Annotated in this window: 20 protein-coding genes; 7 read left to right on the top strand and 13 right to left on the bottom strand. The window is 69.3% G+C overall.

Annotated elements, in window-relative coordinates; genetic code table 11:
* Window positions 1–87: 87 nt before the first annotated feature.
* The 3 genes from tgt to IPK71_18425 form a co-directional block, all read right to left on the bottom strand.
* The gene (gene tgt, locus IPK71_18415) at window positions 88–1,266 is read right to left on the bottom strand and encodes a tRNA guanosine(34) transglycosylase Tgt (GenBank protein MBK8215709.1); all 1,179 of its coding nucleotides are present in this window, start codon (window positions 1,264–1,266) and stop codon (window positions 88–90) included.
* Window positions 1,263–2,339 carry a tRNA preQ1(34) S-adenosylmethionine ribosyltransferase-isomerase QueA gene (queA, locus tag IPK71_18420; GenBank protein ID MBK8215710.1) on the bottom strand — a complete coding sequence of 359 codons (1,077 nt, stop codon included), beginning with the start codon at window positions 2,337–2,339 and terminating at the stop codon, window positions 1,263–1,265. Before queA ends, tgt begins: the two co-directional genes overlap by 4 nt.
* Before the next feature lie 123 nt (window positions 2,340–2,462).
* A complete protein-coding gene (locus IPK71_18425) occupies window positions 2,463–3,827 on the bottom strand; it encodes a sigma-54-dependent Fis family transcriptional regulator (GenBank protein MBK8215711.1) in 1,365 nt (454 codons plus the stop codon).
* 121 nt (window positions 3,828–3,948) lie between these two features.
* Here IPK71_18425 and IPK71_18430 point away from each other — a divergent pair, with 121 nt between their 5' ends.
* A complete protein-coding gene (locus IPK71_18430; protein ID MBK8215712.1) occupies window positions 3,949–4,407 on the top strand; it encodes a hypothetical protein in 459 nt (152 codons plus the stop codon).
* 77 nt (window positions 4,408–4,484) lie between these two features.
* Here the strand turns inward: IPK71_18430 and IPK71_18435 are convergent, their stop codons facing one another.
* The 8 genes from IPK71_18435 to IPK71_18470 all read right to left on the bottom strand — a co-directional run bounded on the left by IPK71_18435 (window position 4,485) and on the right by IPK71_18470 (window position 13,627).
* On the bottom strand, window positions 4,485–6,473 hold the full coding sequence (locus IPK71_18435) for a TIGR04551 family protein (protein MBK8215713.1): 1,989 nt from the start codon (window positions 6,471–6,473) through the stop codon (window positions 4,485–4,487).
* Window positions 6,474–6,522: 49 nt separating this feature from the next.
* The gene (locus tag IPK71_18440) at window positions 6,523–7,170 is read right to left on the bottom strand and encodes a hypothetical protein (GenBank protein MBK8215714.1); all 648 of its coding nucleotides are present in this window, start codon (window positions 7,168–7,170) and stop codon (window positions 6,523–6,525) included.
* Window positions 7,171–7,238: 68 nt separating this feature from the next.
* A complete protein-coding gene (locus IPK71_18445) occupies window positions 7,239–7,706 on the bottom strand; it encodes a MerR family transcriptional regulator (GenBank protein MBK8215715.1) in 468 nt (155 codons plus the stop codon).
* A 106-nt stretch (window positions 7,707–7,812) separates the two neighbouring features.
* Window positions 7,813–8,130 (bottom strand): integration host factor subunit alpha, encoded by a 318-nt coding sequence (locus tag IPK71_18450; protein ID MBK8215716.1) that lies wholly within the window; start codon window positions 8,128–8,130, stop codon window positions 7,813–7,815.
* 264 nt (window positions 8,131–8,394) lie between these two features.
* On the bottom strand, window positions 8,395–9,996 hold the full coding sequence (locus IPK71_18455; protein MBK8215717.1) for a glycosyltransferase: 1,602 nt from the start codon (window positions 9,994–9,996) through the stop codon (window positions 8,395–8,397).
* Window positions 9,997–10,191: 195 nt separating this feature from the next.
* The gene (hutH, locus tag IPK71_18460; GenBank protein ID MBK8215718.1) at window positions 10,192–11,745 is read right to left on the bottom strand and encodes a histidine ammonia-lyase; all 1,554 of its coding nucleotides are present in this window, start codon (window positions 11,743–11,745) and stop codon (window positions 10,192–10,194) included.
* Window positions 11,746–11,807: 62 nt separating this feature from the next.
* Window positions 11,808–13,289, bottom strand: coding sequence for an alkaline phosphatase D family protein (locus IPK71_18465; GenBank protein ID MBK8215719.1), 1,482 nt, complete (start codon window positions 13,287–13,289; stop codon window positions 11,808–11,810).
* 92 nt (window positions 13,290–13,381) lie between these two features.
* Window positions 13,382–13,627: a hypothetical protein gene (locus tag IPK71_18470; protein MBK8215720.1), complete on the bottom strand. Its 246-nt coding sequence runs from the start codon at window positions 13,625–13,627 to the stop codon at window positions 13,382–13,384.
* 157 nt (window positions 13,628–13,784) lie between these two features.
* Between IPK71_18470 and IPK71_18475 the strand changes: the two genes are divergently transcribed.
* The 4 genes from IPK71_18475 (at window position 13,785) to tsaB (ending at window position 18,774) form a co-directional block, all read left to right on the top strand.
* The gene (locus IPK71_18475; protein ID MBK8215721.1) at window positions 13,785–15,254 is read left to right on the top strand and encodes an insulinase family protein; all 1,470 of its coding nucleotides are present in this window, start codon (window positions 13,785–13,787) and stop codon (window positions 15,252–15,254) included.
* The gene (locus IPK71_18480) at window positions 15,251–16,864 is read left to right on the top strand and encodes an insulinase family protein (GenBank protein ID MBK8215722.1); all 1,614 of its coding nucleotides are present in this window, start codon (window positions 15,251–15,253) and stop codon (window positions 16,862–16,864) included. Before IPK71_18475 ends, IPK71_18480 begins: the two co-directional genes overlap by 4 nt.
* Window positions 16,865–16,929: 65 nt before the next feature.
* Complete coding sequence (locus IPK71_18485; protein MBK8215723.1) at window positions 16,930–18,102, top strand: AAA family ATPase; 1,173 nt, start codon at window positions 16,930–16,932, stop codon at window positions 18,100–18,102.
* 3 nt (window positions 18,103–18,105) lie between these two features.
* Window positions 18,106–18,774: a tRNA (adenosine(37)-N6)-threonylcarbamoyltransferase complex dimerization subunit type 1 TsaB gene (gene tsaB, locus IPK71_18490; protein ID MBK8215724.1), complete on the top strand. Its 669-nt coding sequence runs from the start codon at window positions 18,106–18,108 to the stop codon at window positions 18,772–18,774.
* Between the two features lie 71 nt (window positions 18,775–18,845).
* Here the strand turns inward: tsaB and IPK71_18495 are convergent, their stop codons facing one another.
* Together IPK71_18495 and IPK71_18500 are read right to left on the bottom strand one after the other, a co-directional pair.
* The gene (locus IPK71_18495) at window positions 18,846–19,670 is read right to left on the bottom strand and encodes a hypothetical protein (protein MBK8215725.1); all 825 of its coding nucleotides are present in this window, start codon (window positions 19,668–19,670) and stop codon (window positions 18,846–18,848) included.
* Window positions 19,671–19,879: 209 nt separating this feature from the next.
* Window positions 19,880–20,587 carry a hypothetical protein gene (locus IPK71_18500; GenBank protein MBK8215726.1) on the bottom strand — a complete coding sequence of 236 codons (708 nt, stop codon included), beginning with the start codon at window positions 20,585–20,587 and terminating at the stop codon, window positions 19,880–19,882.
* Between IPK71_18500 and lon the strand changes: the two genes are divergently transcribed.
* The gene (gene lon / locus IPK71_18505) at window positions 20,586–23,117 is read left to right on the top strand and encodes an endopeptidase La (protein ID MBK8215727.1); all 2,532 of its coding nucleotides are present in this window, start codon (window positions 20,586–20,588) and stop codon (window positions 23,115–23,117) included. The two genes, IPK71_18500 and lon, sit on opposite strands and share 2 nt — an antisense overlap.
* Window positions 23,114–25,465 (top strand): hypothetical protein, encoded by a 2,352-nt coding sequence (locus IPK71_18510; protein MBK8215728.1) that lies wholly within the window; start codon window positions 23,114–23,116, stop codon window positions 25,463–25,465. The genes lon and IPK71_18510 overlap by 4 nt, the downstream gene beginning before the upstream one ends.
* Window positions 25,466–25,518: the final 53 nt, after the last annotated feature.

Genomic DNA, 25,518 nt, shown 5'->3' on the forward strand with positions numbered 1-25,518 from the left:
CGCGCCCGTCGGCGGCGAGCGCACACGGTCCCTCATTTTCTCGGCCTTGTCACCGCGCCGTCGAAAATGTGAACGATATCGGACAGTTCATGAGGATTGCCCGTCGGCCATGCGCGCGAGCCAGCGCGCCTTGAAGCTCTCGAACACGCCGGCCACGATGGCCCGCCGCGCCTCGCGGACGAGCTCGCCGTAGAAGTGGAGGTTGTGCTGGGACAAGAGCCGCAGCACGAGCACCTCTTTGGCGAGGTAGATGTGGCGGAGGTAGGCGCGCGTGTAGCCGCCCGTGCAGCACGGGCAGGTGCACTCCGGGTCGAGTGGGCCGAGGTCGTCTTTGTAGCGGGCCTGCTTGATGACCACCTTGCCGAACCGCGTGAGGGCCTGGCCGTTGCGCGCGTTGCGCGTGGGGAGCACGCAGTCGAACATGTCGATGCCCGCCGCGATCCCCTCGAGGAGATCCTGCGGCGTCCCCACACCCATCAAGTACCGCGGCCGCTCCGGGTCGACCTTGTGCGCGACCTCGCGGAGCGTCTCGACCATCTTCGCGATGGGCTCGCCGACCGAGAATCCTCCGAGCGCGAGCCCGTCGAACGGGAGCTCCCCGAGCGCCTCGGCGTGTGCGAGCCGCAGGTCCGCGAAACATGCACCTTGCACGATTCCGAAGAGCGCCTGACCTTCGGGCCTCGGCGCGGCGAGCGCCCGTTTCGCCCACGCCGTCGTGCGCTCGACGGCCTTCGCGACGAGGTCCCGCGGCGACTCGCCAGGAGGGCACACGTCGAGCTGCATTTGGATGTCGGCCCCGATGCGCCCCTGGACGTGCACGGCCACCTCGGGCGTGAGCCTGTGCTTCGAGCCGTCGAGGTGCGAGCGGAAGGTGAACCCGTCCTCGTCGGGGAGCACGAGGCTCTTGGGGCGCTCGCCCTTTTCGCTGCCGTCTCCCTTTCTTGCCTGCGCGAGCGAGAACGCCTGGAAGCCCCCCGAGTCGGTGAGCATCGCGTGAGGCCAGCGGGTGAAGCCGTGAAGGCCTCCGTGGGCCGCGATCGCCTCGGGGCCGGGGCGGAGCCAGAGGTGGTAGGTGTTGCCGAGCACGATCTTGGCGCCGGTGCTCGCCACCTCTTGGGGCGTGAGCGTCTTCACCGAGCCTTGGGTGCCGACGGGCATGAAGGTCGGCGTCTCCACGACGGCGTGCGGGGTCGTGAGGGTGGCGGCGCGCGCGTGCCCGTCGCTCGCGTGGACGTCGAACGAGAACCCTGGGGTCCGGGGCCTCACGAGGCTCCCACGCGCGAAAGGAACATGGCGTCTCCGTAGGAAAAAAAGCGCATCTTGGTGCGCACGGCGTGGCGGTAGGCCGCCATCACGCGCGCGTGCCCACCGAACGCCGAGACGAGCGCGAGCAGCGTCGACTTGGGGAGGTGGAAGTTCGTGAGGAGGCGGTCGACGACCGAGAAGGCGTAGCCGGGTTGAACGAGGAGCCTCGTCTCTTCTCCCGAGACGGCGCGGACGTGCCCCGGCCGATCCGGGCAGCGTGCGCTCTCGAGGGCGCGCACGACCGTCGTGCCGATCGCGACCACCGGCGCCGAGCGCTCGCGAGCCGCGGCCACGGCGCGCACGGTCTCTTTTGAAATCGTGAACAGTTCCGAGTGCATAGGATGATCGTCGAGGTCGTCGACGGTGACCGGAGCGAAGGTGCCGAGCCCGACGTGGAGCGTGACGCTCGCGAGGCGCACGCCCTTCTGCTCGAGGCGCGCGAGGAGCGCCTTCGTGAGGTGCAGGCCCGCCGTCGGTGCGGCGACCGCGCCCTCTTCCCGCGCGAACACGGTCTGGTAGCGCTCGTCGTCCTCGGCGTTCGGCGCGCGCTTGATGTAGGGCGGGAGCGGGACCTGGCCCACGCGGCGGATGGCGTCGTCGATCGTGCCGGGCCCGCTCGCCGTGAGCGCCACGCGGAGGAGGTTACGGACCGGATCACGACCCATGACCTCGACGCGGAGCTCCCCGCAGTCGATGACGGTGCCTTCGCGCAGGGACTTCGAGGCCTTGCCGAGCGCGAGGTACCCGCCGTCGGGGTGCTTCTGGACGAGGAAGATCTCGGCCTTGCCACCCGAGCCGGCTTTGTGTCCGAGGAGGCGCGCCTTGACGACGCGGGTGTCGTTCACGACGACGAGCGACCCCTCGGGGACGAAGGTCGCGAGGTCGCGCACGCCGGCCTCGAGGAGGTCGCGTGAGCCCTCCGTCGGCCGGTCGAGTGGCTCCAAGACGAGGAGGCGCGCGCCGTCGCGCTCTTCGGGAGGGCTCGTCGCGATGAGCTCTTCGGGGAGCTCGTAGTCGAACGCGTCGATTCGCATGGCAGAGGGTCGTCGTAGGGCGCCTTGGCCGCGAGGGCTCGCGCCGCCGCGCGGAGACCGGGTGTTAACCACCGGGCCGAGCGGCGTGTCAACCGCGGCGTATTCGGGCTCGCGGCGCGGACGTCACGCGCGCGTTTCGAAGCTCACGTTGAGGCGGGTCATCTTGCGCCACAAGGTGGTCGGCGAGATGCCCAAGAGCTCGGCCGCGCGCTCGCGGTTGCCGTCGGCGTCCCGGAGGGCCTCTTCGATCGCCCCGCGCTCGGCCGCGTCGACCGTCTCGGCGAGGGTGCGCCCGGCCCCCTTCGGCCTCGGGGGAGCCTGCGGCGCGTTCGCGTGCGGCAGGAGGTCCTCGGGGTGGATGACGCCGTCTTGCACGAGGGCCACGGCCTGCTCGACCATGTGCTCGAGCTCGCGCACGTTGCCGGGGAACGCGTACTGCTGGAGCGACTCGATGACGCGGTCGTCGAACCGCGCTCGTACGCCCATCTTCTTGTTGTACTTTGCAATGAAGTGGCCGAGGAGCTCCGGCAGGTCCTCCATGCGCTCGCGCATCGGAGGGAGCTGGAACCGCGCGACGTTGAGGCGGTAGTAGAGGTCTTGTCGGAAGCGCTTCTCGGCGATCGCGGGCAAGAGATCCTGGTTCGTCGCGGCGATGATGCGCACGTCGACCTTGATGGCCTTGTTCTCGCCGACGCGCCGCACCTCGTTCTCTTGGATCACGCGGAGGAGCTTGGCTTGGAAGGCGAGGGGGGTCTCGCCGATCTCGTCGAAGAAGAACGTGCCCCCGTCGGCCTCTTCGAAGAGGCCCTTGCGCGCGCTCACGGCGCCGGTGAACGAGCCGCGTGCGTGGCCGAAGAGCTCGCTCTCGAGCAGCGTCTCCGTGATGGCGGCGCAGTTGACCGGGACGAACGGCCTGTTCGTTCGCTTCGAGTTCGCGTGGATCGCCTTCGCCACGAGCTCTTTGCCGGTGCCGCTCTCGCCCGTGATGAGGACGATCGTGTCGGTGGGGGCGACGCGCACGATGCGGCCGAGGACGTCACGGATGGCGGCCGAGCGGCCCACGATGTTCTCGAATTTGTAGCGATCCTGGAACTCGCGCGTGAGGAGGGCGACCTCGCCGGCGAGCCTCCGGCTCTCGACCGCCTTGCCGACCTTCACGAGCAGCTCCTGCTCGGTGAAGGGCTTCTGGATGTAGTCGAACGCGCCGAGGCGCATGGCGTCCACGGCGCTCTCGATCGTGCCGTAGGCGGTCATCATGATGACCTCGGTGAGGGCGTGCGCCTCTTTCACCGCGCGGAGCACGTCGATCCCGTCTTTTGCGCCCATGCGAAGGTCGGTCAGCACGACGTCGAACGCCTCGGTCGCGCCGCGTGTGCTGCCCTGCTCGCCGTCCGAGGCCTCTTCGACCTCGTAGCCCGCGCCACGGAGCATCATGGCGAGCGTCGTGCGCATGTTTCGCTGGTCGTCGACGATGAGGATCTTGGGCATCTGCGGTTCCCGGAGAGAGGGAGACTAGCAAATGTCGCCGCGCGCGGGAGGTTGCGGTTGGCCTGGCTCCCTCCGCCTGCGGCTCTCGGGGCGCGAGGCGTGTGGTAGGCTTCCGCCCCGCATGAAACGTGTGCTCGTCTTGGGTCTGGTCGGATTCCTTGCCACCGCGTGCGCCGTAGCCTCGACCGACGAGGCCGTCGGCGGGACCCCGCGTTTCGATCCGACGCCGCCCCCGCCGGTGACCCCGATCGATCCCAACGTGCCGCTCACGTCGTTCCGCGCGCTCTACCGCGATTTCTTCGGGCCTGGCGCGCCGGCCTCGTGCGCGGGCTCGACCTGCCACGCGCCAGGCGGCGGAGGCGCGTTCGCGTTCACGTGCAGCGTCGACCAGGCCGCGTGTGCTGCGAGCGCCGCGGCCATCGCCACGAACGAGCCCACCTTTCGTGCGTCGACTCTCTACCGCTTGCTCCGCAAGGCGGACGGCAGCGGGCGTATGCCGGATGGCTCGACCTTCGTGTTCGACGAGGCCGCCCTCGCGCGCATCGAGGCCTGGGTCAAGAACGGCGCCAAGAACGACTGACGGCGCCCCCCCGAGAGGGAGACGCCGCCAAAATCGACAGCCTTTCCGACAGCTTGGAGGCCTGCGGGCCCGTCGCGTCAGAACATGACGCCGAGGATGAGGCGCACGGTCTGGGCCGTGGAGAGGCTCAGGTCGGGGGCCTGGCCGTTCGCCGCGTTGGTGAGCGCGGTCTGCATGTTGGTCTGCTCGCCCGGGAGGTACGAGAGACCTCCGAGCGGGAAGAACACGCCGTACTGGAGCGCCGAGTAGAAGCCGCCCATCTTGGAGGGCTCGTCGTTCAGCGTGCCGTCTTTGGCCTGGTAGTAGACCTGGAGGTCGAGCTCGATACCGAGGTCGCGCTTGTTGCCCGGGGTCTGCATGAACTCGCTCGCGCGGGTCCACACGATGGCCGCGCCGCCGCCGAGCTTCTGGCCGTTCGGGTTGCGGAGGAAGTCGTACTCGACCGACGGGCGGAAGTAGTACGTGCCCTGCACGCGCGACAGGATGCGGCGGTGGAAGATGTAGTCGACGTAGTAGGCCGGGTGGAACCGGAACGTCGAGATCGGGCCGTCCGCGAGGCGCTTCTGGAGGCCGTTGGCGCCCGGCGCGAGCCCCTCGACGTTTCCGTCGCCGCTCGCCCACCCGAAGCCGAAGCCCACGCGGAGCTTGTCCTCGATGGCCTTGTACTCGGTCTGCGTCGAGAGACCGAACTGGCGAATGCCGATCGGATCGCTCAGGTTGTTCTTCGCGGGGCTGTTGCCGATCGAGCCGAGCACCGAGGCGAACTCGGCCTCGAAGCGGAACTTGCGGTAGAGTACCTGGAGCCAGGCGTCGGGGATGAACGCGGAGGCGTCGCGGCGCTCGAGGCCACGGTTCACCGACGTGGGCGCCGTGTCCGCCGTGAGCGGGTTCTCGGTCGCGGTCACGTCGAGGTACTGCTTGCGGTACATCGCGAAGAGGCCGCCGTTGACGACGATGTCGCCCTTGGCGAGCTTGAGGCGCTGCAGCTCGGGGTTCGTGCGGTGCGCGACGACCGCCGACCACTGGCCGACGTTCGTGAGGTTCGCCGTGTTGTAGGGCTGGCCTCCGCCCGCGTCGAAGGGGCTCGCGTTCGTGGGCCCGGTCGAGACGAAGTCCCACGAGCCGCCGAAGTAGAGGTCGAGGCTCTTGATGCCCGACACGAACATGATGCGGTCGGAGTTCGTCTGGTAGTCGTCGTCGATGCGGTCGCCCGAGTTGACGAGCATGCCCATGCCCCAGTGGAGCGGCATGCGGCCGAAGCGGAGCTGACCGACGGGCGAGACGTACTCGGCCCACGCGCGCTGCACGTCGATCGAGTTTTTGTAGCCGTTGATGCCGGCGGTGGGCACGCTCTGCGACGTGCTGAAGGCGCTGAGCGGGGCGTAGCCGTTCACGCCGTTCGCGGCGGGGCGGTACCCGGAGCTGCCGGTGCCGCTCGGCGACATGGCGTACGCGTCGGGGGTGGACCCGAGCACGACGTTGTTGAGGAAGTCGACCTGCGAGAGGATGCGCAGGTTGTCGGAGATGTGGATCTCCGGGTTGAGGCGGAGCCTCATGTTGGCGCCCGACTGGGTCTTGTCGGCGCAGAGCTCGTTGCCGGCGGCGCCGCAGAGCTTCACGTCACGGGGGGTGCCGTTCTGCGTGGAGTACGAGTGATCGAGCGGGTGGGCCCACAGGTTCTTCTCGTCGCTCGGGTCGTTGAAGCGGCCGAGGGCGAAGTTGTGGAAGAGCTCGCCGCGCGTGCGGAAGTAGCCGTGCAGCTCGAGCACCGGGCGCGTCCGCCCCCACCAGTCGTCGGCGAAGATGGTGGACGGGTTGCCCGTGATGGCGCTCTCGTCGGGGCGGGCCTCACCCTGCGCGACGAGCTTACGCTGGTCTTGGGCTGGGTCGGGCGCGGCCTCGGGCGGCGCCCCCGAGGTGGTCTTGGCCTCCGGCATCAGGTTGCCGCGCGGTTCGGGCAACGAAGGGCCTCCCACCGTCTGGGCGTGGGCGGATCGGGCCGCCGTGGTGGTGAGCCCGCCGAGCACGGCGGCAAGAAGTAGCGGATAAGATGCGCGGATCTGCATCGCGAGGGCCTTCTAACATGGGTCTCGCCGTGCGGAACGAAGGAATGCGTCAGGTGACCTTCGGCCTCGGCCGCCGCCGCACGTAGAGCGCGCCGGCCAACGTGGCCACGACGACCATCACGAGCGTGGTTTCGCGCGGATTTTTGGCCGACCCCACGACGCCGCGGAGGGGCAGGGAGGGAGCGGGCTCCGCGACGAACGGACCCTCGAACCGGGTGGCGCGTGCCGCGAAGCCTTCCCCGAAGCTCACGGCGAAGCACCCGACGCCGATGGCGCCTCGTTCACCCCGAAACCCGAGGAAGAGCGAGGCCTCCGAGGTGTCTCCGTCCCGGGCGCGGAGCTCGTGCCGGCGTGTGTGGGGTAACGTGGGCCGAGCAGGGGTCTCCTCCCACCGGGGTGGGGCTCCGCGCGCGCGGAGAAGCGTGCTCGTCGCGAGCCCGGCGAGCCTCTCGAACACGATGGGCTCGGCCTCGTCGACCCAGCCCGCCGAGGCCGACACCTCCACGCAGGCGGCCACGAGCCCCGCTGTTGCGTCGCCATAGGCCTCGTACGCCACCACCTCGGCGGGGGGAGAGGCGTGGCGAAGGTCCGGGGCGGGCAACGACCACGGTGGGCCGTGGGTCGCGACGATGCGCACCTCGGGCTCGGCGTGGGCTCGGCCGAAAGACGCGAAGAGCCCCGCGAGGACGAGCGCCACGGTCGCACCCCGAGAGCGAGCCGAGCGCGCTCGATCGGGCGCGCGTCGGTCGACGTCGCGGAGCATCACTACCCTTCGTCGAGCGACGCGAGCAGCTCCTCGAGCTCGGCGCGAAGGCCGAGGAGGGAGGTGCGGGTCTCGGTCATACGGTCGTGCCGGAGGTCCATCCCCGAGGTCGGGGTGGGCTCTGGCTCGACGCTGGGCCCGGCGACGGGCGACGCGGACACCTCGGTGACGCCCGAGACACGGAGCTCACTGTCGGGGGCGTCGGACGTCTCGTCGTTTCGGCCGAGCTTCTTCTTCGCGCCGGCGATCGTGAAGCCCTCTTCGTAGAGGAGGGATCGCACGCGGAGGAGGTTCTCCACGTCCTTTCGGGAGTAGACGCGCTGGCCTTTGGCGCTCTTCGTCGGGCGGATCGCGCGAAACTCTCGCTCCCAATAGCGGAGCACGTGAGGCTCGACGCCGACGAGCCCGGCGACCTCACCGATGCGAAAATAGAGCTTCGACGGCAAGGTGCCGCTCGACGCCGAAGACACGGGCCCACGACCCTTCAGGCTCACGCGGGGCGCCTCGCATCACGTACGCGGGGACGCGCCGGAAACGGACGATGCGTTCGCGGAAGGCGCGCGCGGGCCCCCATGCTCAGCCGCCGGTCGCCGTGGTCGCCGGTGCCTCGCCCTCGCGGGCGTTCAACGCAAGCTTCAAGATTTGGCTCGCCTTGAAGGTGAGCACGCGGCGCTCGCTGATCTTGATCGGGTCGCCGGTCTGCGGGTTCCGACCTGGGCGCTGGCGCTTGTCGCGGAGGACGAAGTTCCCGAACCCGCTGACCTTGATCTTCTCGCCGCGCCCCAAGGTCTCTTTCATCATCTCGAAGACGAGATCGACCATATCGGCGGACTCTTTCCTCGAGAACCCACCCACCTTGGCGTACAGCGCTTGGACGATTTCGGCTTTCGTCATGATAGCCCCCTCCTTGCCCCGCCACGCGGCCGGGCGGTGCTGAGGGGCGGTCACGAAGACGGACCACCCCGGGTAACACCCCAGGATTAAGGCACTTTTCTCCGACGGCGCCAAGCCCCAAAATTCGATTTCTTCGTCATAATTCGGTGGCTTACGAAATTCGAAACGGTCCGCGTGACGTCGCGCCGCTGCGTTCGAAACACGTCGGGCCTGCCACTCGCGCGCGCGCTCGGCGTGCGGAGGGCAGGCCCGGGGAACGGGCGCTCAGGCCGCGAGCTCTTCCTGCGAGGCGGCGGGCGGCGGGACGCTCTCGAGCGAAGCGGGCATCATGCCGGCCTCGTACGCGGCGAGGGCGGCGCGGCGGCGTGCGGCCTGCTCGGTGGCGACGAGCAGCGCGACGTAGCCGTACCCGAAGGTGAAGAGCATCGCGAAGGGCATCGCGAACCAGTGGCCGGTGTGGAGCGAGGCGAGCACCGACACGAGGCTGTAGGCCGAGAGCACGAGCTCGGTCATCGGGAGGTCGGCGCGGGCGTGGTAGCGCTGGCCGGCCTTCACGAGGTCGCCCGCCTTGGGCGTGCGCACGAACTCGCCCGCCATCGAGCGGAGACCCTCGAAGACGGCCTTCGTGAGGTGGGGCGCGAGACCGCAGCCGAGCGCGAGCAGGGCGGGGAGGCTCTTCAGCGCCTCGCGACGCGAGCGGCCCTGGGCCGACATCGCCATCGCGTAGAACGCCGCGAGCGACCCGGTCGTGCCGATGCAGAGCGGGAGGTCGATGAGGAACATGGTGCGAACGTCGGTCGCGGGCATGAGGAGCAGCGCGGGCAAGAGGAGCACGCTGAGGAGCACCATGAGCGGGTACGCGAAGTGCGGCGTCATGTGGAAGAAGCCCTCGATGCGCTGCATCACCGTGAGGTGCGAGGCCGTGAGGAGCCGCTTCATGAGCTTGCGCGAGGTCTGCACCGTGCCCTTGGCCCAGCGGAACTGCTGCGCGCGGAAGGCGCTCACGTCCTCGGGGAGCTCGGCGGGGGTGACCACGTCCTCGCGGTAGCCGAACTTCCAGCCGGCCATCTGGGCGCGGTAGCTCAGGTCGAGGTCCTCGGTGAGCGTGTCGTGCTCCCAGCCGCCCGCGTCCTTGATGGCCTCGCGGCGCCACATACCGCCGGTACCCGAGAAGTTGAAGAGCCAGCCGGCGGCCGCGCGCGCGCGGTTCTCGACGAGGTGGTGGCCGTCGAGCATGAGGGCCTGGACGCGCGTGAGGAGCGACACCTCGCGGTTCAGGTGACCCCAGCGGGCCTGCACCATGCCGACCTTCGGATCGGCGACGAAGTGCGGGACGAGGGCGCGGAGGAAGTCGGGCTGGGGGATGAAGTCGGCGTCGAAGATCGCGATGAGCTCGCCCTTCGCGACCGTGAGGCCCGCGTCGAGCGCGCCGGCCTTGTAGCCCGTGCGATCGACACGGTGGATGTAGCGGATGTCGAGCCCACCTTCGGCGAGCTTGCGGACGTGGTCGATGACGAGCATGCGGGTCTCGTCGGTCGAGTCGTCGAGGACTTGGACCTCGAGCAGCTCGCGCGGGTAGTCGAGCGTGGCGACGGCGTCGAGGAGGCGCGTGGCGACGGTGGCCTCGTTGTAGAGCGGGAGCTGCACCGTCACCGCGGGGAGGCCGTCGGCGGACGGGCGCTCCGGCAGCGACGGGACCCCGGCCTTCATGGCGCGGAGCTTCTTCGCGAGGCGAAGGCACGTGATGACGAGGTGCGACCTGTGGAGGCCGTACATCGACAAGAGGCCCAGGACGGTGAAGTAGGCGACACACAAGGCGACGTGCATGGCAGGAACCAAAGCACTCGCCCCCCCGGGAGTTGTCATGGACTTGTAAATCGTCGTACACCTTTGTTGCGAAGCGTCATGGCTTTTCGCAATGATTCAAAGGTGTTGCGTATGTAGACGGGCACCCGTGGCCCGTGTGACACCCGTCGCCGACCCCCCGCGTCAAGGGATCGGCGTGGTGTTTCCCACCTCTGAGGAGAGGTGCGCTCAGCGAGGGACCGGCGAGGCCGCCCTTCAGGCCAGGTGGCCGACGGCCGCGCAGGCCTCGTCGGCAAGGGCTCCGCTCGCGACGAGCTCGGCGACGGCCTCGATGTCACGGTAGAGCGGCCGGTCGCCCGTCATCGGGGCGACGACCTTTCGAATCGTGGCGAGGGCGGCGCGCACACCTCGGCTCGGGCGGAGCGGGGCGCGCTGATCGACCCCTGCGGCCGCCGTCATGAGCTCGATGGCGAGCGTGTTGCGGGTGTTCTTGACGACCATCGCGAGCTTGCGCGCGCTGACGCTGCCCATGCTCACGTGGTCTTCTTTGCCGGCGGAAGAGGGGATGCTGTCGACGCTCGCGGGGTGGCAGAGCACCTTGTTCTCGCTCACGAGGGACGCCGCCGCCACTTGCGCGATCATGAAGCCCGAGTGGAGGCCCGAGCCGGCCGCGAGGAAGGGCGTGAGGCCCGTGGAGAGCGCCGGGTTCACGAGCTGCTCGACGCGCCGCTCGCTGATGTTGCCGAGCTCGGCCACGGCCATGGCCACGAGGTCGAGCGCGAGGGCGAGGGGCTGCCCGTGGAAGTTGCCGCCGCTCAGGATCTCGGTCCCGTCGCGGCCGAGGAACACGCTCGGGTTGTCGGTCACCGAGCTCACCTCACGCTCGAGCACCCCGCGGACCCACCCGAGGGCGTCGCGCGTGGCCCCGTGCACTTGGGGCATGCAGCGCAGCGAGTAGGCGTCTTGGACCTTGCCGCAGTCTTTGTGGGACGCGGCGATCTCGCTGTCGGCGAGGAGGGCGCGCAGGTTCTTCGACACGACGGCTTGGCCGGGGTGAGGACGGGCGAAGTGGAGGCGCTCGTCGAACGGCGTCGTCGACCCCTTGAGGGCCTCGAGGCTCACCGAGCCGGCGATGTCGGCGGCTGTCGCGAGCCGCTCGGCGTCGAGGAGCGCGAGCGTGCCGAGGGAGGCCATGTACTGGGTGCCATTGATGAGCGCGAGGCCCTCTTTCGCCTCGAGCTCGATCGGCGAAATCCCACATGATTTCATGGCCTCGGCCCCCGACACGAGGGGGCCTTCGCCCACGCGGGCCTCGCCCTCTCCGATGAGCACGAGGGAGAGGTGTGCGAGAGGCGCGAGGTCTCCGGAGGCGCCGACCGACCCCTGCGCGGGGATGCGCGGTGTCACGCCGCGGTTCAGCATCTCGACGAGGGTGTCGAGCACGAGCGGGCGCACGCCGGAGTGCCCGAGGGCGAGCACCTGGGCGCGGAGCAGCATGATGCCGCGCACCTCGGGGGTGGGCAGGTCCTCGCCGATGCCGGTCGCGTGGGAGCGCACGAGGTTCTGCTGGAGGGCGCGTACGTCGGTCGCCGAGATGCGCGTCTCGGAGAGCGCCCCGAAGCCGGTGTTGACGCCGTACACGTTGCGCGCGGCGTCTCCGGCGGCGGTGATCTCGTCGATGGCGGCGCGGGAGGCCTCGACCTTCTTCCGGGCCTCGGGGTCGACCGTGACGGCGCGCCCACGACGGGCCACCTCCTCGAGCGACTCGAGCGAGATGGGGAGACCGAGGACGACGGGCGGACCGCTCATGCTCATGGGCGCGGCTTAGCCGGCCTCGTGCCGCCGAGTAAAGGAGATCCGCCCTCGGCGCTTCAGCCGCCGGGGGACGGAACGATCGTGTGCTCGTGGAGGACCTTTCCCGTCCCCGAAACGAAGGTGACCGTGAGGGCGTGCGACCCTCGGGCGATCGTGACGAGGCCGAAGCTCTGCCGCCCCGCCCATGGCCCCGAGCCGGAGGTCTCGGGCTCCTCGACCCGAAAGAGCACCTCGGGCCCGAACGTGCCGTCCTTGGCCTTCGGGGGGAAGCTCTTCGCGTGAAGGGGGCCCGCGATGCACTCGTGGAACGGGTAGAAATCGGTGTGGGCGGCGTGGGCCGGGTCGAAGCGATGGAGCGCCGCGTAGTGCACGTCGGCCGTGAGAAAGAGCAGGTTCTTCACGCCGGCCGCCCGGAGCGCCGAGAGCAGGCGCGCGATCTCCTTCTCACGCCCTCGCGGGGGCCCGTCGCCTTGGCCTATGCCGTCGAAGGTGCGCGGCACGCCCCCGGGCCCGTAGTCGTGCGGGAGGACGAGCCCGATGGGCATGTCGGTCGTCACGATCTTCCACGTGGACCTCGAGCGCGTGAGGCGGTCGATGAGCCAGCCGAGCTGCGCCTCACCGAAGAACGCGGAGCCCTCGGGCTCGTCGTTCGGGCCGTCGGGGCTCCTGTAGCTTCGCCCGTCGAGGAAGAAGAGCTCGGCGCCCGGTCCCCACACGACGCTCCGGTAGAGCGCGGGGCTCGGCCGGAAGGGGACGTGCTCGTGCATGGCCCGGGAGGCGCGAGCCATGAGGACGCTCGCGTCGCGCTCGGTGTAGCGCTCGTCGGTGCCGCGCTGGCCGGGCCAGAAGTCGTTCCAGACCTCGTGGTCGTCCCAAATCGCGAAGAGGGGCACGTCCGCGGCGAGCTTGCGCACGTTCTCGCACAAAAAGGGGTAGGCGAACGCGTCGCGAAAATCTTGAAGAGATTCGGCGACATGGGACTTTCCTGGGGTGACCAGGTTCTTCCACACGGTGCCGTCCGGGAGGGGGACCTCCGGGGACAGGGGGCCGTCGGCGTAGATGAGATCGCCTGCGTGCACGAAGAGCTCGGGCTCCGCGGCATGGACGGCGCGGTAGCTCGCGAGCCCGCCGCGCGTGACGTCGATGCCGAAGCCCTGGCCGACCGTGTCGCCGGACCACGCGAAGCGAATCTCTCGGTCGAGCGTCGGGGGAGGGGCGGTGCGGGTCGCTCCGAACGTGTACGCGCGGCTCGACTCTCCGAACGTCGCGCGGAAACGGAGCTTCTCGCCGCTCGGCAGGCCGTCGCAGAGCACCTGCGCGGTGAAGTCCCGCTCCGGGCCGGCGACCGGCCCGAAAAACCTCTTCGCCCGCGCGAACGAAGGGTCGCTCGCGGTCGTGACGTCGACCACGAGGCGCTCTCCGGCGCTCTCGGGCTCGGCGCGCGCCCAGAGGACGGCCGAGCTCGCGTCGACGTCTCCCGATTGAACGGCGCGGGGAGAGAAGCCCGCGGCGGTGCGCGCTCTCGCCGCGGGCCGCACGTCCCCTCGAGGACCGACGCAGCCCGCCGCCAAGGCCCCGAGCGCGCCCGAGAGCAAATGCCTCCGTGAGACCCGAGGCGGCCTCGGCACGGTCAGGCCCCGCGCGCCCTACGGCTCGCGGCCATCACCTCGACGTTCAGCGCGAGCACGTCGTTCAGGGCCTTCTCGCGCTCTTCCCGCGAGGGTGGCGTCGTCGTCCACCGTGCGACCGCGAAGGCGACCTGCCGTGCCTTCTGGTGGAGCTCCTGGGCGGCGGGTTGGGGCAGCTCCAAAATGCGCTCGAAGATGTCCTGGAGGGACTTCTCTACGATCGAAATGCGGGTTGAACGACTGGCCACGCGGTCTCCTTCGACCCCCCGGGTCCTTCGTCGAAGAGAAACGGTACGCCGGGCGAGCATCGAGGCAACGAGAAAACGTACCGTGGGCCGTGGCTCCAATGTGCGATGAACACCGCGCGGATTGGCAACGGCGACCCGACCCGATACACAAGAGCGCATGCCGTCCTCTCGCCGCGCGCGTCTCTTCGCGCTCGCCCTCGCCCTCCCCCTCGTGGGCCTCGCGGCCCCGTCGTTCGCCGAGAAACCGATGCAGGCCCCGCTCGCCGCTCCCTCGGCGCGAGCCCCGCAGTCGACGATGCTCCCGAAGGTGCCCGGGGCCACGCTCACCGCGAAGAAGGTCGTCCTCGAGAACGGGCTCACCGTGCTCCTCCACGAGGACCACCGGGTGTCGACCGTGAGCGTGAACGTGTTCTACCACGTGGGCTCGAAGGACGAGGCGCCCGGCAAAAACGGCTTCGCGCACCTCTTCGAGCACGTCATGTTCCAGGGGTCGAAGCACGTCGCGGAGGACACCTTCTTCCGCCACCTCGAGGAGGTGGGGGCCTCGGGCATCAACGGTACGACCAACCAAGATCGCACGAACTACTTCGAGACCGTGCCCTCGTCGCGCCTCGAGCTCGCGCTCTGGCTCGAGAGCGACCGTATGGGTTTTTTGCTCGATCACGTCGATCAGGCCACGTTCGATAGCCAACGCGAGGTCGTGAAGAACGAGCGCCGGCAGAACTACGAGAACGCTCCTTACGGGCTCGTGGGCCAGGCCGTTCGCGCCGAGCTCTTCCCCGCGCAGCACCCCTACCACTTGCTCACGATCGGCTCTCCGAAGGTCCTCGACGCCGCGACGCTCGAGGACGTGAAGGGCTTTTTCCGCACGTACTACGTGCCCGGAAACGCGACGCTCGCCCTCGCGGGGGATTTCGAGGAGACGAAGGCCCTCGAGCTCGTGAAGAAGTACTTCGGTCCGATCGTGAACCGGCCCGTGCCCGCGAAGAAGGCCCCGATCGACACGAAGCTTTCGGGGGAGACCCGCATCGACGTCTCGGCCGACGTGGAGCTCGCGCGGGCCTACGTGTCGTGGCCCACGCCGGCGTTCTTCGCGCCCGGGGACGCCGACCTCGACATCGCCGCACGAGCGCTCGCCTCCGGGAAGACGAGCCGGCTCTACAAGCGCCTCGTCTACGATCTCCAGATCGCGCAGGGCGTGTTCGCGTCGCAGGCATCCATGGAGCTCGGGAGCGTGTTCGAGATCGTCGCGACGGCGAAGCCCGGGCACACGGCGGACGAGCTGCTCAAGGTCGTGGACGAGGAGCTCGCGGCGCTCCGTGACCGTGGGATCTCGCAGGACGAGCTCTCGCGCGCCAAGGTGTCGACCCGCGCCGACTCGATCTTCGGGATCGAGCGCGTCGGCGCGAGGGCGAACCTGCTCAACACGTACTTCCACTACACGGGGGACGCCGACTACTTCGCGAAGGATCTCGCGCGGTACGAGGCGACGTCGGCCGAGACCGTGAAGGCCGCCGTGAACGCCCATCTCCCCGCGAAGGCCCGCGTCGTGACGTTGGTCGCGCCGAAGAAGGGGGCCCCCATCGCCGGAGAGGTCACGAACGTGGCGCGAGGAGGTGCAAAATGAAGGCTCGTTCGTCGATCGTCGCGCTCACGCTGGCCTTCGCTCTCGTCGCCTGCGGTGGAGAAACACCGCCACCGGTCGTGCCGACGGTGCCTCCGCCGACGGTCGCCAAGGTCGAGCCGAAGCCGGTCCCGCTCGAGACCCCGGACGCGCCGTTCCGTTCGCAACCGCCCGAGAAGGGCGACGCGGGCAGGCCGTTCGTCGCTCCGAAGGTCGAAGAGCGCGCGCTCAAGAACGGCATCCGCGTGCTCTTCGTGCCGCACCCCACTCCGACCGTGTCCGTGTCGCTCGTCGTCCGTGCAGGCCAGGGGGACGTCGCCCAGGCGAAGCCCGGGACGCTGTCGTTCCTCGGCGCCATGCTCGAGCAGGGCACGAAGACCCGCTCGGCGCTCAAGCTCTCGGACGACTTCGAGGCGATCGGCGCGCACCACGACGCGTCGTTCGGCTGGGACTCGGGCGCCCTCTCGGTCGACGTGCTCCGCGAGCACCTCGACGTCGCCCTCGAGCTCCTCGCGGATCTCGCGCAGAACCCGACCTTCCCGAAGGAAGAGATCGAGCGCCTCAGGGCTCGCCGGCTCGCCGGTATCCAAGCCGAAAAGAACAATCCTTCCGCGATGATGGTGAATGCCCAGGCCGCGGTGCTCTACGGCCGCGCGCACCCCTACGGCCACACCCTCTCGGGCGAGGCGAGCGACGTCTCGGCGGTCACCCGCGAGGCGCTCGTGAAGCTTCACAAAGAGCTCTTCGTGCCGAGCCTGCTCACGCTCGTCGTGTCCGGAGGCGTGAACGACACGACGCTCATGCCCTCGCTCGAGCGGACGTTCGGGGCGCTCTCGGGTGCGAAGCGAGAGCGTGGCAAGGTGCCCGAGGCGCCCAAGGCGGACAAGAAGCCGAAGGACGAGTCGCGCCTCGTGCTCGTCGAAAAGGCGCGCGCGGCGCAGTCGCAGATCGCGCTCACGCAGGTGGGCGCGCCCGCGAGCACCGAGGACCGGGACGCCATCACGGTCATGAACGCCATCTTGGGCGGCATGTTCTCGAGCCGGATCAACCTGAATTTGCGGGAGAAACACGCGTACACGTACGGCGCGCGCTCGTACTTCTCGATGCGTCGAGGTGCAGGCCCGTTCGCGGCGAGCGCGGCGGTCGTGACCGACAAGACGGCCCCGGCCATCCACGAGCTCTTCGTCGAGCTCGAGAAGATGCGCGACCAAGAGGTCACCGAGGCCGAGCTTCAGGGCGCGAAGGAGGGCATCGTTCAGCAGCTCCCGGCCCGCTTCGAGACGGCGAGGGACGTGGTGAACGCCGTGTCCGATCTCGTCGTCTACGACTACCCCGCCGACGAGTACGCGACGCGGGTCGATCGCATCTCCAAAGTGACCGCGAAGGACGTGCTCCGCGTCGCACAGAAGTGGCTCACGCCGCGCACGATGAAGGTCGTCGTCGTCGGTGACCGCGAGAAGCTCGAACGCGAGCTCGAGTCGATGCACCTCGGCGCGCCCGACGTGCGCGATCCGTACGGCAACCCGCAAGATCCCAAGAAGGCTCAGGAAAAACCCCCTGCGAAGCCCGCTTCGGCGCCCGCGAAGCCCGCGTCGGCGCCCGCGAAGAAATAGGGGAGCATGGGCCGAAAGGCTGCCGTGACGGGCGAGGTTTTCGCGTGATAGCCTCGCTCGCGACGATGCAGCCGCAGCAGAACGCGCTCCCGGTCAGGCTCCAGCAAATCGCTCGGACGCTCGAGTCTCGATTCCTCGGCAAGGACGAGGTCATCCGCCTCTTGCTCATCGCGGTCGTGGCGGGGGAGCACGCCGTGCTCGTCGGGCCTCCGGGCACGGCGAAATCGGCGCTCATCCGCATGTTCGCGCGCCTCGTGCAGGCGCGCTACTTCGAGTACTTGCTCACGCGCTTCACCGAGCCGAACGAGATCTTCGGGCCGGTCGACATCGCCGCGTTTCGCGAGGGGCGCTACCAGCGCCGCATCGAGGGCATGCTCCCCGAGGCCGAGATCGTGTTCCTCGACGAGGTCTTCAAGTCGAACTCGGCGATCTTGAACGCGCTGCTCACGCTCTTGAACGAGCGGCGCTACTCGAGCGGCGGCACCGTCTTGAAGTGCCCGCTCCTCTCGTGCTTCGGGGCCTCGAACGAGGTGCCGTCCGACGAGACCCTGACGGCCATCTTCGACCGCTTCCTCCTGCGTATCCGCAGCGACAACCTGGACGCCTACCACTTCCAGGACCTCCTCACGAAGGGCCTCCGGAACGAGGTCATGGGCATCACCGAGCAGCCCGTGCAGCCGCTCGCGTCGGCCCGGGAGATCTACGATCTTCACCGGGCCTCGGCCCAGCGCATGCGCTTCTCGGGGGAGTTCTTCAGCCAGTACAAGGGCCTCGTCTTCCAGATCCGCGCCGAGGGCGTGACGCTCTCCGACCGGCGCGTCGTGAAGATGCTGAAGCTCTTCGCGGCGAGCGCCTTCCTCGATGGCCGAAGCCAGCCCGACGCGAGCGATTTCTTCGTCCTCAAGCACACCTGGAACAACGAAGACCAGGCCGCGATCCTCGAGGCGATCGTGACGCCCGTGCTCGAGGCTCACTACCGCGACCACCCACAGGCGCGGAGGGTCGGGTCGGCCGGCATCGGCGTCGAGGCCATCGCGGCCGAGATCGACCGTGTACGCCAGGTGCTTACCGGGGGCGGTGGGCTCTCGGACGTGCAGCTCTTCAGCCAGCTCAAGGCGCTCAACGAAATCAAAGCCGCGCTCGGCGCTTCCCCCGATCCGCGCGCTCCCGAGCTCGTCCAGCGCGTCGACCAGCTGCTCGAAGCGGCGTTCCGTAGCGGTCGTTTCGCGCAGCTCTGAACCATGGGCTTGCTCGTCGCGATCGACACGGCCTCCCCGCTCGGGCAGGTCGCCGTGTTCCGGGCGGGCGCGCTGGTCCACGAGGCCTCTCGGCGCGTCTCGAACGCGCACGGCGAGAGTCTCCTGCCGCTCCTCGACGACGCCCTTCGCGCCGTCGGGGCACGGCCGGGGGACGTCGAGGCGTGGGTCGTCGACGTGGGGCCGGGCTCGTTCACGGGCGTCCGCGTCGGGATCGCCACCGTTCGCGGTGTGACGCTCGCCACGTCGGCGCGCGCGTACGGAGCAGGCTCGTTGGTCGCGCTCGCCGCGGCGCTTCCGCCGAGCGTCCCAGGCCTCCGTGTCGCGGTCATGCCGTCCGTGCGCGGCGAGGTGTTCGTGCGGGTCGAGCGGCCCTCGGGCGAGCTGGTCATCGCCGAGCAGGCGGTCGTGTACGGAGAGGTGGCCGAGCTCGTCGCCGGGCTCGGTGAGCCCGTGGTGTTGGTGGGGGAGGCCGCTCACGCTCTCCGCGAGCTCCCCGGGCTCGAGGGGGCTCGGGTGGAGGGCTCTCCGCCCTACGACGTGCCGCGCGCGACCACCTTGGGGCGGCTCGTGCTCGAGGGGAGGGCGCTCGCCGACCTCACCCCGCTCTACGTGAAGCCACCTGCGATCCACCCCGGCGCGCTCACCGGGTAGGCGGCGTACGGCTCACAAAACGCACGAAGGCGAGGCCGAGAGGGCCCCGCCTTCGTGTCGTGTGCGCTCGATCAGAGCTTGCCGGTGCAGAGCACCTTCGCCGCGCCCATCTTGTTGCAGTAGAACTGCAGCGCGACGGGGCCGGCGGCGGCCTGGAAGTAGTCGATGCGGAGCGAGTGCGTGCCCGGGTCGAGGTGCACGGGGCCCGTCTTCTCGGTGGCCGTGTGCACGCCGTCGTTGTCGACGATCTTCTGATCGTTCACGTAGACCACGGCGCCGTCGTCGGAGTTGATGGTGAGGTCGTAGTCGCCCGCGGTCGTCACGGTGAGGGGGGCCTCGTAGCGGATGGCGAACCACTCCGCCTTCTTGGTGACGCCGGCGAACCCTTCGGTGAACGGCGCCGAGGGGACGTTGAGCTCCTTCGCGAAGAGGGTGCCGATCGGCTTGAGCGTGCCGAGGTCGTGGAGCTTGTCGGTCGAGGTGATCTCGTAGATCGAGCCGAGGAAGTTCGCCTCTTTGGCGTCGCCGCCGCCGAAGGGAGTGGCCGCCGTGACGATGGCCGGCTCGGCAGGCGCGGGGGGCGTGGTCGGAGGGGTGGTCGGCGAGGTGGGGGCCGTGGGGCCGGTGGGGGTCGTCCCGCCGCCGCCTGCGAGCACGTCCTTCATCTTCGGGGTCTTGGAGACGACGCCCGCGAGGCCGATCTTCCTCATGTTGGCGACGCGCTCCGGGGGCGCCTTCGCCGGAGGCGCCGGGATGGACGCCTGACCTGGGGTCGTGCCCGCGCCGGGGGCGGCGGGGGTGGCGGGCGTCTGCGGTCCGGTGCCGGCCTGGAACTGGCAGGCGGCGAGGGCGAACGAAGCCGTAACGGACGCGAGGAGCACGATGTTCGTTTTCATGAGAGCGAGACCTCCACCAAGGAAAGAGTAGCGCGAGGGCCGCGCGTCCTCATTCGACGGGCGTAGGCCCGCCGCGATGCAATCCTCGCACGACGGGTGCGCTTGCCGGGCAACAAATCGACGGCGCACCCGCCCCGAGGTCGGCGCCACTTTCTGCTTACGATTCGCGAGGTTAGCGAGCGAACCCCGGCTCGGCTCTTGCCGCCGCGTCAATCGAAGTCTTCGATTTTCCAGAGGCCACGCTCGCGGACGAGCTGGAGCGTCCCGGCGCCGTACCCGAGGGTCGCGCGGTCTCCCGTCTCTTCGATGCTCGCCGTGGGGAGGGCCTGCTTCAGCGCCGTGAGCACGTGGAGCATCTCTTCCTTGTCGGGGCCCTCCCAGGCGGCGCGGAGGCGCTCGGCGTCGAGCCCTTCGCGGCGCGCCTCGGGGATGTAGCGCAAGATGACGTCGTAGCGCCGGCGCTCGAGCGCTCGCACGAAGCCCATGACGACGTGCTTCGGCGTGTCTTGGGCGTAAAAGTCGAGGCTCGCCGGGTCGAGCTTCCACTTGCCGTTCTCGAGCACGAGGACGAGCTGATCTCCGCTCGTTCCGGTCACGGTGGCCGTCACGAGGGGCGCGCCGGTCGGACGGGCCAAGGCGCGGCCGATTTCGCGCACCTCCTCGGGGTTGTCCTTCACCATGCGCCGAAACGCCTCGAGCGAGACCCCCCGTCGTGCGTCGTCGCTGAGGAGGCGGTACGCGTCGTCGGAGCGGCCGTCCTGCAGCGCCGCCGCGTAGGCGCGGAGCACGCTCTGAGGGTCTTCGGCGTGAGCCCCTGCGCAGCCGACCGTGGCCGACGTCAGCAGCGCCACGGCGATGCCTACGGCGCACCACGGGCTCGGTCGGGCGGAGGACGTTCGTGTCGACGCGCAGCTCATGGGCCCTAGGCTTACCAAAAAGCGAGCCACGCTTCGAGGGGGACGGGCGAGGACGGGAGAGGGGGCTCGACGCGCACGCGCCGCTTCTCCGCTCGGGGCCTTTCGCGTTAGGCTCGGGGCCTATCATGGGCGCAGGCCTTCGCGCCCGAGGCCGAGGAGCTTCGTCTTGTCGCAAGAGCAAAGGTTCGAGATCGAGAGCCTTCCCATCCTTCCGCTGAGAAACAGCGTGGTTTTTCCGGCGAGCGTCGTGCCCATCAACGTCGGTCGCCCGCGGAGCGTCCGCCTCGTCGAGGATTTGCTCGGTCAGGAGCGCGCGATCGTCGGGATCGTGAGCCAGCGCGACTCGGCCGTCGACGAGCCCACGTTCGACGACCTCTTCGAGGTCGGCACGGTCGCGCGTGTCGTGAAAGTGATCCGCCTCGGACCGTCCAACTACTCCGTGGTGCTCCACGGGCTCTCACGGCTAAGGCTGGTGGGACGCAGCGGCATCGAGCCCTACATGCGCGCCAAGGTGCGGCGCATCTCGGAGGATCTCGAGCGCGACCCCGAGCTCGACCGCGCCGCGAACCAGCTCCGTGACGCGACCCGCGAGCTGCTCGGGCTCATGCCGAACCTCCCCAAGGAGACCCAAGGGGTGCTCGACAACGTCCGTGAGGCCGGGAGCCTCGCCGACCTCATCACCTCGAACCTCACGAGCGATCAGGCCAACGTGCCCGATCGCCAGGTGATCCTCGAGACCTTCGACGTGAAGGCGCGCGTCGGTGCGGTCGCCCAGATCGTCCAGCGTCAGCTCGAGCTCTTCCGCGTGCGTCGCGAGGTCTCGACCATGGTGGCGGACGAGGGCAAAAGTCAGCGCGAGCAGATCCTGCGCCAGCAAATGAAGAGCATCCGCGAGGAGCTCGGCGAAGGGGAAGACGACGAGATCGAGGATCTCCGAGAGAAGGTGCGGCTCGCCCAGCTCCCCGAGGAGGCGATGAAGATCGCGCGGAAGCAGCTCGGGCGCATGTCGGGCATGCACCAGCAGTCCGCGGAGTTCAACGTCACGCGCACGTACGTCGAGTGGCTCGCCGACCTCCCGTGGCAGAAATCGACCCCCGACAAAATCGACGTGGTCGACGTGCGAAGGTGCCTCGACGAGGATCACTTCGGCCTCGAGAAGGTGAAGAAGCGCATCGTCGAGTACATGGCCGTGCGAAAGCTCCGCGCCGACAAAAAAGGCCCGATCCTTTGCTTCGTGGGCCCGCCCGGCGTCGGCAAGACCTCGCTCGGGAGGAGCATCGCGCGCAGTATGGGGCGCCGCTACCACCGCATCGCGCTCGGCGGCGTCCGCGACGAGGCCGAGATCCGCGGGCATCGACGCACGTACGTGGGCGCGCTCCCCGGTCGCATCATCCAGGGGCTCAAGAAGGTCGGGGTGAAGAACCCGGTCTTCGTGCTCGACGAGATCGACAAGATGGGCGTCGACGTGGCCGGCGATCCCGCGTCGGCCCTGCTCGAGGTGCTCGATCCGGCCCAGAACGGCACGTTCCAAGACCACTACATCGACACGCCGTTCGATCTCTCGCAGGTCACCTTCATCGCGACGGCGAACAACCCCGACACGATCCCGGGGCCGCTCTGGGACCGCCTCGAGGTCATCGAGGTGCCGGGGTACACGCGGTCGGAGAAGCGAAACATCGCCCGCGAGTTCTTGGGGCCGAAGCAGCTCTCGTCCCACGGCCTCACCGACGAGCGCCTCGAGCTCGAGGAGTCGGGCATCGGCGCCATCATCGACCACTACACGCGCGAGGCCGGCGTGCGCGGTCTCGAGCGTGAGATCGGGAGCGTCTGTCGGCACGTGGCCATGAAGCTCGCCGAGGGCGAGGACGTGCGCGTCGTCGCGACCAAAGAGAAGGTCGAAGAGATCCTCGGGGCCCCGAAGTACCTCCCGGACCTCGCCGAGCGAACGAGCGCCCCCGGCGTCGCGACCGGGCTCGCGTGGACACCCTCCGGCGGCGACATCCTCTTCATCGAAGCGACCAAGATGCCCGGCCGAGGCGACGTGGTCGTGACCGGAAATCTGAAGAGCGTCATGCAGGAGTCGGCGCAGGCGGCGATGTCGTTCGTGCGAAGCCGTGCGAAAGATCTTGGCCTCGATCCCGAGTTTTTGAAGACCATCGACCTTCACCTTCATGTCCCGAAAGGTGGGACGCCGAAAGACGGGCCGTCGGCCGGCATCACGATGTTCTCGGCGGTCACGTCGCTCTTGCTCCAGTGCGCAGTCAAACGCGAGGTGGCGATGACCGGCGAGATCACGCTCCGAGGAGCGGTGCTCCCCGTCGGCGGGATCAAGGAGAAGCTGCTCGCGGCCCATCGCGCGGGCATCACCGAGGTGCTCGTTCCGAGCCAGAACGAGCGTGATCTCGACGACGTGCCGAAAGACGTGTTGGCGGGCCTCAAGGTGCACCTCGTCCACAGGGTCGACGAGGTGCTCCCGCTCGTGCTCCTCCCGCCGGAGCCCGTGGCCGAGGAGCCCGCGGAAGAGCCGTGAACGGAGCGCCGAGTGAGACACGAGGTCGCGCGCCCGTCGTGCGGCACGTGCTCTCCCTCGTTCGCGCCCGGCCCGCCCTCGCGTGGGGCGTCGGCGTCACGGTGGGCGTCGGCGTCGCGGTCGGGTTTTTGCCGCTCTTCGGCGGTGTCGGCTACGAGCACGACATCGCCTCGGGGCTCGTGTGCCCGAGTGTCGCGGCCGTAGCGGTGGCACGAGCGCGTGCGGCACGCCCGGCGCGGTCCCCTTCGGCCGAGGCGGTGGCCGGGCTCTCGTACGGCGTCCTCGTCGCCTGTGTCTCGGTGGTCGTCGCGCTCGCGCACGGCCTTCGTGTCCGCGCGTGCGACCTCACGGGAGGGCTCGCGACGTACGCGCTGACGGCGGGGACGGGCACGGTCCTCGGGGGGCTCTGGGGCGCGGTCGTCGGCGAGATCGCGCATGGAAAAAAGCGCGCGCGCGCCGTCGCCATCGTGCTCGGCGTGGGCCTTCCGCTCGCGTCGGCCCTCGTGTCGCTCGGGCGCTTCGTGACGTCGCCCATGATCTTCGCGTACGACCCGTTCGTCGGGTTCTTCTCGGGGACCCTCTACGACACCATCGTCGACCCTGGCGTCCCGCTGCTCACCTACCGCCTCGGGACCTTCGCGACGGTGCTCGCCGTGCTCTCCTTCGCCTCGTTGCTCGTGCGAACGGAGAGCGGTCGGCTCGGTCTCGCCAAGCGTGAGACCCCGTTTTTTCGGGAGCGATTGGCCGTAGGCGCGCTCTTCACGCTCGCGAGCCTCGGAGTCACGGCGAGCGGGGCGAGCCTCGGCCACTACCAGACGCGTGCGTCGATCACGGCCGCGCTCGGTGGCACGCTCCGAGGCGAACGCTGCGACGTCGTCTTCCCGAGCTCGCTCTCGGCCGAGGAGGCGCGGCTCCTTCGAAAAGACTGCGAGGACGACCTCCGCATGGTGGAGCGTCGCCTCGGCGCGAAGGGGCCCGCGAAGGTCACCGCGTTCTTCTTCCGGGACGCGGCCGAGAAACGTCGGCTCATGGGCGCCGAGCACACCTACATCGCCAAACCGTGGCGCGAGGAGGTGTACTTGCAGATGGACAGGTATCCGCACCCGGTGCTCGGGCACGAGCTCGCGCACGTGGTCGCCGGGAGCTTCGGGAACGGGCCATTTCGTGTCGCGGGCTCGTTCGGCGGGCTCGTCCCGAACCCGGGCCTCATCGAGGGGATTGCGGTCGCCGGCTCCCCGGACGACGACGACGTGACCGATCTCGCTTGGGCCAAGACCATGATGGACTTGGGGATTTTGCCGCCCATGCGCCGCATCTTCTCGCTCGGTTTCTTGGGGGAGGCGTCGTCGAAGAGCTACACGCTCGCCGGCGCCTTCGTCTCGTGGGCCATCGACACGTACGGGGCCGACAAGGTCCGCGCGTGGTACGGGGGCACGGCGCTCGAGTCCCTCGTGGGAGAGCCATGGGATACGATCGAGCAGCGGTTTCGAGAGAAGCTCGCGACCGTCACGGTCGCCAAGGAAGCCGAACAGATCGCCCGGGCGAAGTTCGAGCGGCCCTCCGTCTTCGGCAGGCGATGCCCGCACGTGGTCGACGCGCTCCGACGAAAAGCCGACATCTGCCGTGACTCACGCCAGATCGACGAGGCCCTCGCCGCCTACGCGGCCGTGCTCCGCGAGGACCCGAAGGACCTCTCGTCGCGAGTGTCGGTCGCGTACGTCGAGCGGCGCTACCGTGACCACGACCGGGGACGACGGGGCCTCGAGGAGATCGAGCGCGACCTCACGCTCCCGCGGACGTTCCGCGATCGGGCGACCGAGGCGCTCGCCGACGCCGACTTCCTCGAGGGGGCCTTCGCCGAGGCCGAGGCTCGGTACGCGCGGCTCGCAGAGGCCGTGCTCGACGAGGACCAAGCAAGAACCCTCGAGGTGAAGGCGCTCGCCGCGCGGAGGGTCGAGCTGCGGGAGCCTGTCGGGCTCTTCTTGATGGGCGATCGCGAACGTTCTCCCGACGCGTTCGTCGGCGGCGTCGCCCTCGGCCGAGCGCTCGAGCGCACCCCGAACGACGCGCTCTTGCTCTATCTCGTCGGTCGAAATGCTCTCCAGCGGGGCTTCGTGGACGAGGGCCTCGGCGCCCTCTCCCTCGCGCTCTCGTCGGGCCCGAAGGCGCTGCCCACGCCGCGTATCCATCGCGAAGCGCTCCGTCAGGTCGTGATCGGGGCGTGCCAAAAGGGAGACGCGTCCCTCGTCCGGAGGGCGGCCGAGGCCGTCGTCGCGCCCGGGAGCCCGTTCCACGACGGAGGGCGAAAAGACGCCGTGCTGTCCCTCGCGACGCGCTGCCTCCCCTGAGCCGTCAGCCGTACGCTTCTTTTTTCCACATCTTGCGCGTGCCTTGCAAGTGC

This window comes from Myxococcales bacterium, from assembly GCA_016712525.1.
In the GTDB taxonomy this organism is placed as follows: Bacteria; Myxococcota_A; Polyangia; order Polyangiales; family Polyangiaceae; genus JAAFHV01.

Excerpts from the sequence above, each read along its gene's own strand:
- queA (MBK8215710.1), bottom strand. The coding sequence starts at position 2,339 with ATGCGAATCGACGCGTTCGACTACGAGCTCCCCGAAGAGCTCATCGCG.
- IPK71_18425 (MBK8215711.1), bottom strand. The coding sequence starts at position 3,827 with ATGCCCAAGATCCTCATCGTCGACGACCAGCGAAACATGCGCACGACG.
- IPK71_18430 (MBK8215712.1), top strand. The coding sequence starts at position 3,949 with ATGAAACGTGTGCTCGTCTTGGGTCTGGTCGGATTCCTTGCCACCGCG.
- IPK71_18435 (MBK8215713.1), bottom strand. The coding sequence starts at position 6,473 with ATGCAGATCCGCGCATCTTATCCGCTACTTCTTGCCGCCGTGCTCGGC.
- IPK71_18450 (MBK8215716.1), bottom strand. The coding sequence starts at position 8,130 with ATGACGAAAGCCGAAATCGTCCAAGCGCTGTACGCCAAGGTGGGTGGG.
- IPK71_18455 (MBK8215717.1), bottom strand. The coding sequence starts at position 9,996 with ATGACAACTCCCGGGGGGGCGAGTGCTTTGGTTCCTGCCATGCACGTC.
- hutH (MBK8215718.1), bottom strand. The coding sequence starts at position 11,745 with ATGAGCGGTCCGCCCGTCGTCCTCGGTCTCCCCATCTCGCTCGAGTCG.
- IPK71_18475 (MBK8215721.1), top strand. The coding sequence starts at position 13,785 with ATGCCGTCCTCTCGCCGCGCGCGTCTCTTCGCGCTCGCCCTCGCCCTC.
- IPK71_18480 (MBK8215722.1), top strand. The coding sequence starts at position 15,251 with ATGAAGGCTCGTTCGTCGATCGTCGCGCTCACGCTGGCCTTCGCTCTC.
- IPK71_18485 (MBK8215723.1), top strand. The coding sequence starts at position 16,930 with ATGCAGCCGCAGCAGAACGCGCTCCCGGTCAGGCTCCAGCAAATCGCT.
- tsaB (MBK8215724.1), top strand. The coding sequence starts at position 18,106 with ATGGGCTTGCTCGTCGCGATCGACACGGCCTCCCCGCTCGGGCAGGTC.
- IPK71_18495 (MBK8215725.1), bottom strand. The coding sequence starts at position 19,670 with ATGAAAACGAACATCGTGCTCCTCGCGTCCGTTACGGCTTCGTTCGCC.
- lon (MBK8215727.1), top strand. The coding sequence starts at position 20,586 with ATGGGCCCTAGGCTTACCAAAAAGCGAGCCACGCTTCGAGGGGGACGG.
- IPK71_18500 (MBK8215726.1), bottom strand. The coding sequence starts at position 20,587 with ATGAGCTGCGCGTCGACACGAACGTCCTCCGCCCGACCGAGCCCGTGG.